12 protein-coding genes and 1 pseudogene are annotated in these 13776 nt (G+C 64.4%); 5 read left to right on the forward strand and 8 right to left on the reverse strand.

Annotation, left to right across the window (positions count from 1 at the left end; all coding sequences use genetic code 11):
• The 4 genes and pseudogenes from FAZ11_RS25765 to FAZ11_RS24345 all read left to right on the forward strand — a co-directional run.
• Positions 1-109 (forward strand): annotated as a pseudogene (locus FAZ11_RS25765) (IS110 family RNA-guided transposase); the annotation flags it as partial.
• Between the two features lie 149 nt (positions 110-258).
• Positions 259-2355 (forward strand): glycogen debranching protein GlgX, encoded by a 2097-nt coding sequence (glgX, locus tag FAZ11_RS24335; RefSeq protein ID WP_058783273.1) that lies wholly within the window; start codon positions 259-261, stop codon positions 2353-2355.
• 161 nt (positions 2356-2516) lie between these two features.
• Entirely contained in the window at positions 2517-3527 is a 1011-nt protein-coding gene (locus tag FAZ11_RS24340) for a class 1 fructose-bisphosphatase (RefSeq protein WP_058763561.1), read from the forward strand.
• A 160-nt stretch (positions 3528-3687) separates the two neighbouring features.
• Positions 3688-4293 (forward strand): hypothetical protein, encoded by a 606-nt coding sequence (locus FAZ11_RS24345; RefSeq protein ID WP_058766343.1) that lies wholly within the window; start codon positions 3688-3690, stop codon positions 4291-4293.
• A 33-nt stretch (positions 4294-4326) separates the two neighbouring features.
• On the opposite strand, the gene copD is transcribed toward FAZ11_RS24345, so the two are convergent.
• From copD to FAZ11_RS24385, 8 genes are all read right to left on the reverse strand, one after another.
• Positions 4327-5226, reverse strand: coding sequence for a copper homeostasis membrane protein CopD (copD, locus tag FAZ11_RS24350; protein ID WP_240043653.1), 900 nt, complete (start codon positions 5224-5226; stop codon positions 4327-4329).
• Positions 5227-5234: 8 nt separating this feature from the next.
• Positions 5235-5609, reverse strand: coding sequence for a copper homeostasis periplasmic binding protein CopC (gene copC, locus FAZ11_RS24355; RefSeq protein ID WP_058766342.1), 375 nt, complete (start codon positions 5607-5609; stop codon positions 5235-5237).
• Between the two features lie 33 nt (positions 5610-5642).
• The gene (locus FAZ11_RS24360; protein WP_058783272.1) at positions 5643-7427 is read right to left on the reverse strand and encodes a SulP family inorganic anion transporter; all 1785 of its coding nucleotides are present in this window, start codon (positions 7425-7427) and stop codon (positions 5643-5645) included.
• A gap of 234 nt (positions 7428-7661) precedes the next feature.
• On the reverse strand, positions 7662-8873 hold the full coding sequence (locus FAZ11_RS24365) for an ammonium transporter (protein WP_058766340.1): 1212 nt from the start codon (positions 8871-8873) through the stop codon (positions 7662-7664).
• Between the two features lie 196 nt (positions 8874-9069).
• A complete protein-coding gene (locus FAZ11_RS24370; RefSeq protein WP_058774535.1) occupies positions 9070-9654 on the reverse strand; it encodes an IMPACT family protein in 585 nt (194 codons plus the stop codon).
• The gene (locus FAZ11_RS24375; RefSeq protein WP_058763548.1) at positions 9651-10316 is read right to left on the reverse strand and encodes a TetR/AcrR family transcriptional regulator; all 666 of its coding nucleotides are present in this window, start codon (positions 10314-10316) and stop codon (positions 9651-9653) included. Before FAZ11_RS24375 ends, FAZ11_RS24370 begins: the two co-directional genes overlap by 4 nt.
• A gap of 70 nt (positions 10317-10386) precedes the next feature.
• Positions 10387-11763: a uracil-xanthine permease family protein gene (locus FAZ11_RS24380; RefSeq protein WP_058783270.1), complete on the reverse strand. Its 1377-nt coding sequence runs from the start codon at positions 11761-11763 to the stop codon at positions 10387-10389.
• Between the two features lie 71 nt (positions 11764-11834).
• Positions 11835-12632 (reverse strand): outer membrane protein OmpK, encoded by a 798-nt coding sequence (locus FAZ11_RS24385; RefSeq protein WP_058774534.1) that lies wholly within the window; start codon positions 12630-12632, stop codon positions 11835-11837.
• A gap of 286 nt (positions 12633-12918) precedes the next feature.
• On the opposite strand from FAZ11_RS24385, the gene FAZ11_RS24390 reads away from it, so the two are divergent.
• The gene (locus FAZ11_RS24390; protein ID WP_058763542.1) at positions 12919-13296 is read left to right on the forward strand and encodes a hypothetical protein; all 378 of its coding nucleotides are present in this window, start codon (positions 12919-12921) and stop codon (positions 13294-13296) included.
• The last annotated feature ends 480 nt before the right edge of the window (positions 13297-13776 follow it).

Raw genomic sequence — 13776 nt, forward strand, 5'->3', positions numbered from 1 at the left:
CGGTAAACCCCGGATGAGTGCCCTAGGCGCGGCCATGCGTAAGCTGCTGCAGATCGCCTATGGCGTGCTCAAGACGCAGCGACCATATCAACCACGACAGGCCCTTTAGAAGACCTGTTGTGATTGGTGGGAGAGATGGTATCTACGGAGGCCGGTAGGAGCGGCCGCGATTAGTGGCCCCCAACTGAGAACCCCCGCCACTCTCAACGTCTACATTCCAGAAGAATCCGCCCCGCCAGCCTTTCACCTGGAGTCCCCATGCCCCGTACCTTCACCCGCCTCGAGGCGGGCAGCCCCGCCCATTACGGTGCCACCGTCGTCGCCGACGGGATCAACTTCGCCGTCTGGTCGCCCGCGGCCGAGGCCATCGAACTCTGCCTCTACGATGCCAAGGGTGAAGCCGAGACCCAGCGCCTGGTCTTTCGCGAGCACGAAGGCGGCGTCTGGCACGGCTTCCTGCCTGGCGCCAAGCCGGGACTGAGATACGGCCTGCGTGCCCAGGGCGCCTATTGGCCCCAGGACGGCCTCAGATTCAATGCCCACAAACTGCTGGTGGACCCCTGGGCCCTGGCGGTGGATCGGCCCTTCCAACTCCACCCCAGCACCTACGGCTTCCATCCCGACGATCCCAACCGCCCGGACGAACGCGACAGCGGCCCCCACGTCCCCAAGGCCATCGTCCTGCCCCCGCTGGACACTCTCGCACCCAGCCCCAAGCGCCGCGACGCCGGGCTGATCTACGAACTGCACGTCCGCGGCCAGACCAAGCTGCATCCCAAGGTCCCGGCCCGTCAGCGCGGGACCCTGGCCGCGCTGCGGCATCCGGCGCTGATCGAGCACTGGCAGCGCCTCGGCGTCACCACCCTGGAGCTGCTGCCCATCGCCGCCTGGGCCGACGATCGCCATCTGCCGGCCCTCGGGCTGGCCAATTACTGGGGCTACAACCCGGTGGTCATGGCGGCCGTCGATCCGCGTCTGGCGGGCGCCGATGCCCTGGGCGAATTGCGCGAGACGGTCGCCGCCCTGCAAGCCGCTGGCTTCGAAGTGCTGCTCGACGTGGTCTTCAACCATACCGGCGAAGGCGACGAACTCGGCCCCACCTTCAACCTGCGCGGCCTGGACAATGCCGGCTATTACCGGCTGCAGCCGGACGATCCGGCGCGCTACATCAACGATATGGGCTGCGGTAATTGCCTGGCACTCTACAGTCCGCCCGCTTTGCGCCTGACCCTGGACAGCCTGCGCCACTGGGTCACCGCCGCGGGCGTCGATGGCTTCCGCTTCGACCTGGCGCCGGCCCTGGGTCGCCTGGAAAGCGGCTTCGACCGCGATGCGCCGCTGCTCCAGGCCATGGCGCAGGACCCGGTGCTGCGCCAGGTACGACTGGTGGCCGAACCCTGGGACATCGGCCCCGGTGGTCATCAGGTCGGCGCCTTCCGCGCGCCTTGGCAGGAATGGAACGATGCCTTCCGTGACGACGTGCGCCGCTTCTGGCGCGGCGACGAAGGCCTGCGCGGCGCCCTGGCTACCCGGCTGGCGGGCAGCGCCGACCTCTTCGGCACGGGCGATCGTCTGCTGCGCACCAGCGTCAACTTCATCACCGCCCATGATGGCTTCACCCTGGCTGACCTGGTCAGCTACGCCGAGAAGCACAACGAGGCCAACGGCGAAGGCAATCGCGACGGCACCACCGACAACAAGAGCTGGAACAACGGGGTGGAGGGGCCGAGCGACGACCCCGCAGTGCAGGAAGTCCGCGCCGCCGACCGGCGCGCCCTGCTGGCGACCCTGATCCTCGCCGGTGGCGAACCCATGCTCACCGCGGGCGACGAATTCGGCCGTACCCAGCAGGGCAACAACAATGCCTATGTGCAGGACAACGAACTCTCCTGGCTGGATTGGCAGCAGGCCGCCAGCCCCGCCGGGCAACGGCAGAGCGCCTTCGTCGGTAGGCTCATGGCGCTGCGCCGCGCCCATCCGGCCTTGCAGGCCCAGCGCCTGCTGGGGCGGCCCGACGCCAACGGCTGGGTGAGGATCGACTGGCTCGACGCCGACGGCACGCCAATGGACGCGGGTCGCTGGCAGGCCCCGGGCAGCCTGCCGCTGAGTCTCACCCTCGAACCCCTCGATGGCGAAGACCAGGCCCAGGGCGCGCGCATCTGGCTGGCTTTCCAGCCACGGCGCGAGCAAATCGAGCTGCGTCTGCCGCCGTCACGTGACGGACATCACTGGGTGATACAGCTGGACAGCAGCCAGCCTGAACTGGAACCGGACGGGGCAGTCTATCCCAGCGCCGAAAATCTCCGTGTTGGCCGAGGCGTACTGCTGGCCGTGGAGACTCCGGACGTGCCCTGACGCCTGCTGTCGCCAACGGTGATAATGGCAACGCCCGCCCTGGGCCGGTGTTGCCGTGCAGCGTGCAGCGCGTCCCGACTCGGCTGGTCTGTCCGCTCTGCTTGAGACGGAGCTTGAGCTTTGGCGCTACACTCGCGCCCATCATTACAAGGAGCACCGCGATGTCCCGGATATCCCTCAGTCGTTACCTCATCGAGCAGACCCGCAGCCACAAGACCCCGGCCGACCTGCGCTTCCTCATCGAAGTCGTGGCGCGGGCGTGCAAGCGCATCAGCTACGAGGTGTCCAAGGGAGCGCTGGGTGGCGTACTCGGCAGCATGGGCACCGAGAACGTCCAGGGCGAGGTGCAGAAGAAGCTGGACGTGCTGTCCAACGAAATTCTGTTGGAAGCCAACGAGTGGGGCGGCACCCTGGCTGGCATGGCCTCCGAGGAAATGGACCAGGTTCACCAGATCCCCGGTCACTACCCCAAGGGCGCCTATCTGCTGATGTTCGACCCGCTGGACGGCTCGTCCAACATCGACGTCAACGTCTCCGTGGGCACCATCTTCTCCATTCTGCGCAAGGACTTCGTCAGCAGCACCACTGGCGACGTGACCGAAGAAGCCTTCATGCAGAAGGGCACCGAGCAGGTCGCCGCCGGCTATGCCATCTATGGCCCCCAGACCATGCTGGTGCTGACCCTGGGCGACGGCGTCAAGGGCTTCACCCTGGATCGCGAGCTGGGCAGCTTCGTGCTCACCCACGAAGACATCTCCATCCCGGAAAGCACCGCCGAATTCGCCATCAACATGTCCAACCAGCGCCACTGGGATGCCCCGGTCAAGCGCTACGTCGACGAGATGCTGGCCGGCAAGGAAGGCCCTCTGGGCAAGAACTACAACATGCGCTGGATCGCCTCCATGGTGGCCGACGTCCATCGCATCCTCACCCGCGGTGGCATCTTCATGTACCCCCGCGATGCCCGCGAGCCCGAAAAACCCGGCAAGCTGCGCCTGATGTACGAGGCCAACCCCATGGCCATGCTGGTCGAGCAGGCCGGTGGTGCCGCCACCAATGGTCACCAGCGCATCCTCGACGTCCAGCCGGATGCCCTGCACCAGCGGGTCGCGGTGTTCCTGGGCTCCAAGGAAGAAGTCCTGCGCGTGACCGAGTACCACCGTCAGCGTTGATGCTTCTGCCGGACCGCCTGCAACGGGCGGTCCGGTCGCTTCCCGCCTCATGCCGTTCAGCTCCGATTCAGCACCGTTAATCCGTCGATAACCTGCGTCCAGTGAAGATGGTGGCGCAGCCGGTCGGGCTGTATCTGAATTGCGTGAGGAGCTTAGTTAGATGAACGCCCTGAAATCCCGTGTCGTCCTCTTTGGTCTGTTGGCCCTGGCCAGCCACTCGGTCTTCGCCGCCGATACGCAGAACTTTGCCGGCCTCACCTACGGCAGGAGCTACGACAACTTCAACAACAGTCACGCGCTCAATAGCAACCTGAATAGCCCCGACACCGACGGTGCCATCGACGGCAACAACACCTGGGGCCTGCGCCTCGGTCAGCAGAACGATGCCGGTCGCTACTACGCTACCCTCGACCAGGTCAGCGGCAGCAGCGATGGCATCAAGCTCCGCCAGCAAGACCTCACCGGCAGCTACGACGCCTTCTACCCGCTGAGCAACAGCACCAAGCTGTTCGGCGGCGGCACCCTGGGCCTGACACGAGTCACCCAGGATGGCTCCAGCTACAGCCACAACGGCGATACCGGCTACCTGGCCGGCGTCCAGGCGGGCATCCTGCAGCAGGTCAACGACCGCACCTCCCTGGAAGCCGGCTATCGCTACCTGCGCAGCAACGCCAAGCCGGACATCGACGAAGACGGCACCAAGCTCGGCTCGACCCAACTCGACAGCACCAAGGAAATCTACCTGGGTATGAACGTCTATTTCTAAGGCTTACCGGGGCGGTGCGAGCCGCCCCACCTGCTAGCTGTAGGGATCGAGACCGGAAAAGCCCGCCACCAGGGCGACGGCGAGCACGCCCAAGGCGATCTCCACGGCGGTGGCCCGTCGCAGCCACTGCAGCGCCCAGGGTCCATGAGCCAGTCGCGGCACCAGCACATAACGATTGAGCAGCGCCAGCCCGACCATCCCCGCCACCACCAGCACCTTGCCCAGCAGCAGCCCCGAGTAGGGCGTCAGTTGGAAGAGGCCTGCAGGCCCGAGAATCAACAGGCTGTTGAGCGCGCCACTGAGCAGCGCCAGCGCCACGCACACCTGACCCGGCAGCGAGTAACCACGCAACAGGTCGCGGACCTCGGCCTTCAGCATCGCGGGTGGCCGCTGCAGGCAGAGCAGCACGCCGGGCAGACTGCCCAGCCAGAGACCGGCGCTCAGCAGGTGCAGCCCTTGATTCAGCTGGTGCGCGATACCCAGGGCGCCCCCGGTTGCCGCCGCATGGCCGCCCAGCGCCAGGCTGGCCAGCAGCGCGCCACTCAGGCCCCAGAGCACAGCACAGCCCCGGTTGAAGGGTCCGGCCAGCAGCCACAGTGCCACCAGCGCCCCTAGGGGTAGTTGCCAGCGCCAGGCCTGTCCCGCGTCGGTGGCCAGGAAGAGTTGCCAGACGGCCAGGTTGAAGGCATCTGTCCAGCCATCGCCCACCAGCGCAGCCTGCACGGGTAATTGCGCGACTACGCCGAGCAGCAGTAGGGCACCCAACGCCCGCGCGCTACCTCGCGCCCGCTCCAGTAGCCAGTTACGCAGCCCGGGCCGAGCCAGCCAGCGCGCGAGCGCCAGGTAACCCCAGGTCAGCAGCAGCGGCAGCAGGAGCAGGGCGCGGGTGAGCGGACGCCAGGCCTCGGGCGTCGCCAGTCCGACCTCCAACACGGGAAGGCTTATTGGACGGTGAAGCGGTAGTCGCCCTGGGTCTTGTGCCCATCCTTGGCCAGTACCCGCCACTTCACCTGATAACGGCCGGCCGGCAGCGGCGCTTCCAGCGGGACTTCCAGGGTCCTGGCATCGGTACCGGAAATGACCTTGCCGGTGGTGATCGCCGTGCTGGCCTGGCCATCCAGGCGTTGCAACTGCACCTGGCTCAGCGACGCCTCGATGCCTTCGGAAAAGCTCAGGCTCAGCTGCTTCGGTGCCGGGCTGACGGTGCTGTCGGGCGCCGGCTCGGCGCTCTTGAGATGACCATGGGCCAGTGCCAGACCCGGTAACAACAGACAGGCCAGGGCGAGCGAACGGGCGCGAGACAGGACGGCAGGCATGAGCTTCTCCAGCGGCAGGGTAAAACCGCCAGCTTAGCAGTCCGTTCTGGGCTCGTCCTTAAGCTGCTCCGCCGCCCGCGCCGCGCACTCCACGAAGGTGCGCGCGGTGCAGGTCCGACACACCTCCGGGTCCAGGCGCGGATAGATGCTGCGCAGGGCTTGGTCCTTGGACGAAAACACGTGTCCTTCGCCCAGCTCCTTGAGGAAGCCGGTCTTGGCGAACAATTGCAGCACCGGAGTGCGCGGTCGATGGAAATACAGGTCGCCGCCCAGGCCCCGTCGCTCGCGCCATTCCCGGCGCCAGAGATCGTTACCCGCCAGATCGATGAAATTCATGCTCTTGGTCATGAACAGCGCGTGCTTCTGGCCGGGTTGGGTACGGCGAAAGCCATCCAGTTGATCGGTGACATGCTGGACGGCGCCGAAGAACACCGAGCCCTCCACGCGCACCAGCTTGAGCTGTGGGCATTCCTGCGCCCGATGGCCCAGTTCGTCCAATGGGGTGAAGCGGCGTTCGGGTGTGCTCGCATCCGGTACCAGCGGGCGGATCGCCGGATGGGAGGTGCGATAGAGATAGGCCACCAGAGACACCAGGGTGCCCAGCAGCACGGCGCGGTCCAGCGGAATGGTCAGGGTCGCCAGGAAGGTCACCCCGGCGACCAGCGCCTCGGTACGGCTGACCTGCAGCACCTCGCGCCAGCGTCCCAGGTCCAGCAGACCCCGCGCCACCAGCAGCAGGGTGGCGGAGATCGCCGCCAGCGGAATGGCGGCGATCAGGGCACCGCCAAAGGCCACCAGGGCGACCACCAATAGCGCCGCGAATACCGCGGCCAGAGGCGTGCGGGCACCCGCCTCCAGATTGGGCATGGAGCGATTCAGCGAGCCGCAGGAGACATAGGCCGAGAAGCAGCCGCCGGCGAGATTGGCCAGACCCTGGCCGATGAATTCGCGATTGATGTCCAGCCGCTGCCCGGAACGTTGGGCCACCGCCTTGGCGATCGACAGCGACTGCCCCAGCGCCACCAACGTCAGGGCCACCGCGATCCCGGAAAGATTGCCCAGGTCCTGAAGGGTGACATCGGGCAGGTGAAAGGGCGGCAAGGCCGAAGGAATGCGGCCGACCGTGGCGATGCCCTGGGCCGCACCGGGCAGGCCGCGTTCCAGCACCCAGGCGCAGAGGCAACCGGCCAGCAGGCCGAGCAGCATGGTCGGCCAGCGCGGCCGCAGCCGACGCAGCAGCAGGGTGGCAGCCAAGGTCACCGCGCCGATGACCAGCGACGGCCAGTGGATCGCCAGGGGATGGGCGAGCAAGTAGCCAAGCACGCCGAACGCCGAGGTGCCCAGGGGCGGCGACAGGCCGAACAGATCCTTGAGCGAATAGAGTCCGATGAGCACGGCGGCGCCGCTCATGAAACCGAGCAGCACCGACGGCGAGATGAAGTTGGCCACCGCGCCCAGCCGGAGCCCCCCCACCAGCAGTTGCAGCAGGCCGACCAGCAGGGTCACCGCCAGCGCCAGGTCGATATAGGGACCGGAGCCGGCCAGTGCCAAGGGCGACAGTGCCGCCAGCAAGGCCAGGGAGTTGGCGTTGGTCGGTCCGGTCACCACATGCCGGCTGGAGCCCGCCAGGGCCGCGACGATGCAGGGCACCACCGCCCCGTAGACCCCATATTGCGGCGGCAATCCGGCCAGGGTAGCGAAGGCCACGCCCTGGGGCAGGGCCAGCACCGCGCCCAGCAGGCCTGCGCCGAGGTCCGCCCTCAGGCTGGTGCGGTCCACCTCGCGGAGCCAGGGCAGCAGGGTGGAAAGGGCGGGCATGGGGCGCTCCTGGAAAAGGGGTCACCCACTCTACCGACTCCGGCTGTCAGCAGGCTATCGATGTCCCGCCTTCCACGATCGTCCTCGCGACAGGGCTAGGGACGACTCCTGCTCCTTGTCCCTGTGTTCATTTCTTCGCCAGTCGCCGGCGAAGCTGTCTGGATGGCGTTCTCGTGGCTTCATGCACGGGTTATCCACATCCCTGTGCACGCGCCCTGTGGGTAACCCTAGCGGTCAGCCGTCGTGGCTGTTGGCGGCGATGCGATGGATCGATAGATCGGCGCCCTGGTATTCCTCTTCCTGACTCAGGCGCAGCCCCAGCAGCGCCTTGAGCAGACCGTACACCGCCAGCCCCCCGACCAGTGCGATGGCGATGCCCAGCGCCGTCCCGGCCAGCTGTGCCATGAGGCTCACACCGCCCAGCCCGCCGAGCGCCGTCTGGCCGAACAAACCGCAAGCGATACCACCCCAGGCACCGCAGAGTCCGTGCAGCGGCCAGACCCCCAGGACGTCATCCAGCTTCCAGCGCGTCTGCACGGCGGTGAAGGCCCAGACGAACAGGGCGCCTGCCACCAGCCCCGTGACCAGTGCGGCGATGGGATGCATCAGGTCGGAGCCAGCGCAGACGGCGACCAGTCCGGCCAAGGGGCCGTTGTGCAAGAAGCCCGGGTCGTTGCGTCCCAGCAGCAGGGCAGCGGCCGTCCCCCCGACCATGGCCATCAGCGAATTCAGCGCCACCAGGCCGCTGACGCCCGCCAGGCTCTGGGCGCTCATCACGTTGAAGCCGAACCAGCCAACGATCAGGATCCAGGAGCCCAGCGCCAGGAAGGGAATGTTCGACGGCGGAAAGGCCACCAGGCGACCCTCGCGATAACGACCCTGCCGCGGGCCCAGCAGCAGCACCGCGGCCAGCGCCAGCCAGCCGCCCACCGCATGGACCACCACCGAGCCGGCGAAGTCGTGGAAGCGCGCCCCGAACAACGCTTCGAAGCCATCCTGCAGGCCCAGGTTGTTGTTCCACATCAGGCCCTCGAAGCTGGGATAGACGAAGGCCACGATCAACGCGGTGGCGCATAGTTGCGGGACGAAGCGGGCGCGCTCGGCGATCCCCCCGGAGATGATCGCCGGAATGGCCGCGGCGAACGTCGCCAGGAAAAAGAACTTCACCAGTCCATAGCCACTGTCGGCGGTCAGTACCTGGGCCGGGGCGAAGAAGGTCACGCCATAGGCGATCCAGTACCCAACGAAGAAATACACCAGGGTCGAGATGGCGAAATCGGCGAGGATCTTGGACAGCGCATTCACTTGATTCTTGTGTCTGACCGTACCCGCCTCGAGAAAGGCGAAGCCGGCGTGCATGGCCAGCACCATCACGGCGCCGAGCAGCAGGAATAGGGTATTGGCACTGTGGACCAGGGTGGCCACGGCGGAAGGCAGTTCGTTCATCGAGGCAGTCGTCTAAAAGGGTTGCACCAAAAACATGCCTTTCGGCTGCTTTTTGATCGCTTTTGGTGCGATACGCAGCTCTTTGGCAGGTTCAGTCTTGCCGCCAAACGCGATGCAGGGCCAGGCTAGCGCAGTGTTGCGCCAAGGCGGTGCGAGTCGTGAGGGCGTGCACCGCCAAAAAGCAAAGGTCGTGCCGCTAAATAGCGCGCAGAACGATACGGCCGCTGCTGACATTGGCTAGCAGCGTCGCCAGCTCATGCCGGCGCTGTGGCTCCACGGCGATCTGCAGCGCGATTTCCAGTGCTTGGTAGTCTTCGGCGAGCACCACCACCGCCAGCGTCGTCAGCCGCGCCTTGATCAGCGGCCATTCCGCATAGGTGCAGGCGAAGCCAAGGGTTTCGCGCACCACCAGGGGTTGCTTGTCCGCCTGCTGCAGACAACGGGCAGCGCAACCGCCATAGGCCCGCACCAATCCACCCGTCCCCAGCTTGATCCCGCCGTACCAGCGGATGACTACCACCACGACCTGATCACACTCCTGCCCCTCGATGGCCGCCAGGATCGGCCTCCCTGCGGTGCCGCCAGGCTCGCCGTCATCGTTGAAGCGGTATTGATTACCGAGCTTCCAGGCCCAGCAATTGTGCGTCGCGGTGGGCACGCTCACTCGTTCGATGAAGGCCATGGCGGCCTCCACGCTGGTGACCGGAGCGGCGAGCGCGAGGAAACGACTCTTGCGCACCTCTTCTTCGCAGGAGGCTTCGCTAGTGAGGGTGAAGGTCATGCGGTTGCGGCTGTCTTGAGCCCGAGACCCTTGAGGATGACATGGGTGAGCGTCTGGGCCGCTTCCTCGAAATCCTGACGGGTCAACCGGGTACGCCCCGTCACCCGACAGATCTGGCTGGCGAAGTCGGCATAGTGCTGGGTGCTGCTCCATAGCAGGAAGATGAGATGGACCGGGTCCACCGGGTCCATCTTCCCCGCGGCGATCCAGGCGTCGAACACCGCGGCCCGGCTGCGGAACCAGGTCTGGTAGTCCTGGTTGAAGTACTCGTACAGGCAGGTCCCGCCGCCGATGATCTCCATGGCGAAGATCCGCGACGCCAGCGGCTGGCGTCGGGAGAATTCCAGCTTGGCGCGGATATAGCGGGCCAGCGCCTCGGCCGGGTCGTCATCCACGGTCAGGTGGTTGAAGGTGCTGTCCCACAACTCGAGGATGTTGCCCAGCACCGCCATGTAGAGGCCGAGCTTGTTGTTGAAATAGTAATGGAGGTTGGCCTTGGGCAGCCCAACGCGCTGGGCGATGGTATTCATGCTGGTGCCCTTGAAACCGTGGCGGGCGAATTCCTCCTCCGCCGCGATCAGGATCGACTCCTCATTCTTCTGCCGAATCCGTCCGGCTGGCTTGTCCTGGCCGGCATGATGTGCGGGTACGAGTAGGGTCATGACAACTGCAGGGTCCGAAGGCGAGGCTGGCATCAATAGCGCACCCCCCGCCTCGGACACAAGCCTCGACTCAAGGGTGTGACGCTGGCGTGCTGCATTCTGTCGCCTGAACGGTTCTCTCCTCGGGCAGCAACAGGTTGAGCAGGATGGCGGTGATACCGCCGCTGGTGATCGCGGTATCGAAGAGATTCTTCACCAGGGGTGGCAACTGATCCAGCAAGGTCGGCTGACTGGCAATGCCCAGCCCCACGCCCAGCGAGGTGGCGATGATCAGCAGGCTGCGGCGATCCAGGCGGCATTGCGCCAGTAGGCGAATACCTGCTGCCGCCACACTGCCGAACAGCACCAGGGTGGCGCCACCCAGTACCGGCTTGGGGATCTGCTGCAAGACCGCGCCCAGCACCGGGAACAGCCCCAACAGCAGCAGGATGCCGCCGATCCAATAGCCCACGTAGCGGCTGGCCACGCCGGTCAGTTGGATCACCCCGTTGTTCTGCGCGAAGGTGGTGCTGGGAAAGGTATTGAAGGTCGCCGCCAACAGACAGGCGACACCATCACCCAATACCCCACCCCGGAGGCGCCTTATATAGGCCGGTCCCTCGATGGGCTGCCGCGAGATCAGGCAGTTGGCGGTCAGGTCGCCGGTGGTCTCTATGGTGCTGATCACATAGATCAGCGCCACTGGCAGAAAGGCCGACCAATCGAAGGCGAAACCGAAGTGAAAGGGGAGGGGCACGCTTACCAGGGGTAGTGGCGGCAAGGGTTGCGGCTTCAGCAGGCCACAGGCCCAGGCAGCCAATGACCCTACCAACAGACCGATCACCACAGCCGATAGCCTTAGCCAGGGCCGCCGCGACAGATTCAGGGAGATGATGATGACCAAGACCAGGCCACCCAGCGCCAGATTGGCCGGTGCACCGAAGTTGGTTGCCTTGGCGCCGCCCCCGAGGTCGGTGATGCCAACCCTGATCAGGCTGACACCGATCAGCGTGATCACGATGCCCGTCACCAGAGGCGTGATCACCCGACGCAACAGCCCCAGGCAGCGACTCAGGCCGATCTGGACGAAGGCACCGAAGAAGCACACCCCGAAGATCATCGCCAGAATGTCCTCTGGCGTGCCACCGCGCTGCTTGACCAGCATTCCCGCCGCCAGCACGGCCGATAGAAAGGCGAAGCTGGTGCCCTGCAGGCAAATCATGCCAGCCCCTAGACCGCCAGCCCCCCGGGCCTGCAAGAAGGTGCCGACGCCCGACACCATTAGGCCCATGCTGATCAGATAGGGCAGGTGCTCATTCAGCCCCAGCACGCCAGCGATGATCAGCGGCGGCGTGATGATGCCGACGAAGCTTGCCAGCACGTGCTGCAGCGCGGCGCAAAAGGCGGCAAGGGGCGCTGGGCGTTCTTCCAGGCCATAGAGAAGATCATCCTGAAGGGGAGTGGTCATGGAGTGGTTACCTCGCATCGGCGCTGCCGGCATGGACGGCAGCGGCAGGACCGCAGAGGGCCCTGGACGATTTAGAATTGATACTTCACCAAAAAGCTGAAGACGCTCTGATCGGTACGGAAACCCTCGCTGTCCTTGATGCCGTACTTATCCGACCAGTAGTCGTACTCGGTACCTACATAAAGATGCTTGGCGTCGTAGCCCAGGGCCTTGCCCAGGTCGTACTTGATCTGTGGATTGAAGTGCAGGTTGGCGTGATAGCTGCCCTTGTTGTTCATCACCCAATCCATATAGCCATCGATGAGCAGATCCGAATTGCCCAGGGGCAGGGTGTAGGCCCATACCGGCGTCAGCTGCCAAGCACCCGAGGGCACACTGCCGCCATCGGGTTTGCGGTAGTAGAGATTCAGCTGAAAGTAGTCGAAGCCAGGCACCTTGAGATCGAAGCCCGGGCCGATCAAGTAGTTGCGCTGATCACGGCCGGCGCCCCTGCCATCGTTCTGGTCGTATTCCAGGGTCGTGGCCAGCAGGACATCGCTGACGGGACCAAAGGAGAGATCCTTGCCGGACAGCTTGCCAAACGACAGCCGTGGGCTGACTTCGCCATAGAAGCCTTGGTGCCCATCGCTGGGATTGCTCGCGCCGTTGAACCAGATGCTATCGACGAACAAGAAGAGATCGCCCCAGGTCCAGGAACTGGCGTGTTCGAAGGTGACCGTCTGCTGGATGTGCGGGTCGACCCGGAAATCCTTGCCATATAGATAGGTGAGGCTTTCGCCATGCCACAGCAGCGGACTGTCGGCGGCGTTGGCCGCGCCAGCGGCCATCAGACTGCTCGTCAGTAGCGTGGCGATAACGGTTTTTTGCATTTCGACTTCCCAGATGACTTGCTCATTATGGATTCCTGTCCTTGTGGTCAGGTATCGCCGTGGTTAGCAAGATCGAAGCCAATAGTTGTTTATTTTAATAATTTTAGTTATTTCAATTGGTTAAGAATGGTCTTGGTGAGTGAGCAGCGAGTTGGTTGGCTCTTTAACCTGACCAGTCGCTCAATTTTTGTGCGTGACAGGCGTTCGTTTGAGAGGAGTGCTTCGAAAGAGAGCGCGGTTCCGGCTGGCCGGTGCTAAGGTTCGTAACGACCTGGAGGAGACCCTCATGAAGTGGCTTGCTGGTGTTTTCGCGACTCTGCTCTGTAGCGCCTCTGTATTTGCCCAGGCCCCCCAGGTCGGTACAGGGCAACCGGGTATCCTCATGATCACGCGCGGCGATGCCTATTCAGGTTCGGGTTGCGATATCGGCCTGATTATTCAAGGGCGCCTGGCCACTACCCTCATGGCCGGCCAGAGTGCCTCCTTTAATCTCCCTCCTGGCGAAGTCTCGGTGAGTCTTACCTCTTCCGGTCCTGGCGCCTGTGCCGCCCCCATGGCCAGCGCTGTCTCTCAGTCCATCCTCTTGACGCCTGGCGAGATCAAGCAATACCGGATCATCGCGACCGAAGCCGGCTATCGCCTGGCACCTATCCCGCTTTATTGAATATTTCTGAAATAACCTGTTGACCTGTTCCGAAACTCCCCTATAATGCGCCCCACTTCCGGCGCAGACGCTGAAGGGCTTGAAAATCAAGCACTTAGGTCTGAGTCGGGCGAGGGGTCTACGGAGTCCTCGCCGCTTGGTCAGCTCCTTCGGGTAATGACGAAGTGAAGGGGAGGGGTTGACAGCGTCTTAGGATGCTGTAGGATTCGCCTCCCGCTGCCGCGATCGGTTGGTCTGGTCAAGGCGGTGCAAATGGTTGAGTTGAAACGAAAAAGTTCAAATCAACGCTTGACAGGATGTGAGGCTAGCGTAGAATGCGCGCCTCGGTTAGCGACACGGTCGCAACCAACTGCTCTTTAACAAGTTGAATCAAGCAATTCGTGTGGGTGCTTGTGAGATAAGTCTGATGTCGCAAGATTATCAGCAACACAAGTAACTCGTGAATTCATGAGTTTTTTGCGATTGCTGAGCCAAGTTTAG

This window comes from Pseudomonas rhizoryzae (genome assembly GCF_005250615.1).
GTDB classification, from domain to species: Bacteria; Pseudomonadota; Gammaproteobacteria; order Pseudomonadales; family Pseudomonadaceae; genus Chryseomonas; species Chryseomonas rhizoryzae.

Coding starts and splice junctions, on each gene's coding strand:
- FAZ11_RS24360 (WP_058783272.1), bottom strand. CDS start 7,427: ATGCCCGCCCTTTCCACCCTGCTGCCCTGGCTCCGCGAGGTGGACCGC.
- copC (WP_058766342.1), bottom strand. CDS start 5,609: ATGCCTGCCGTCCTGTCTCGCGCCCGTTCGCTCGCCCTGGCCTGTCTG.
- FAZ11_RS24365 (WP_058766340.1), bottom strand. CDS start 8,873: ATGAACGAACTGCCTTCCGCCGTGGCCACCCTGGTCCACAGTGCCAAT.
- FAZ11_RS24380 (WP_058783270.1), bottom strand. CDS start 11,763: ATGACCACTCCCCTTCAGGATGATCTTCTCTATGGCCTGGAAGAACGC.
- FAZ11_RS24390 (WP_058763542.1), top strand. CDS start 12,919: ATGAAGTGGCTTGCTGGTGTTTTCGCGACTCTGCTCTGTAGCGCCTCT.
- FAZ11_RS24345 (WP_058766343.1), top strand. CDS start 3,688: ATGAACGCCCTGAAATCCCGTGTCGTCCTCTTTGGTCTGTTGGCCCTG.
- FAZ11_RS24370 (WP_058774535.1), bottom strand. CDS start 9,654: ATGACCTTCACCCTCACTAGCGAAGCCTCCTGCGAAGAAGAGGTGCGC.
- FAZ11_RS24385 (WP_058774534.1), bottom strand. CDS start 12,632: ATGCAAAAAACCGTTATCGCCACGCTACTGACGAGCAGTCTGATGGCC.
- FAZ11_RS24340 (WP_058763561.1), top strand. CDS start 2,517: ATGTCCCGGATATCCCTCAGTCGTTACCTCATCGAGCAGACCCGCAGC.
- glgX (WP_058783273.1), top strand. CDS start 259: ATGCCCCGTACCTTCACCCGCCTCGAGGCGGGCAGCCCCGCCCATTAC.
- FAZ11_RS24375 (WP_058763548.1), bottom strand. CDS start 10,316: ATGACCCTACTCGTACCCGCACATCATGCCGGCCAGGACAAGCCAGCC.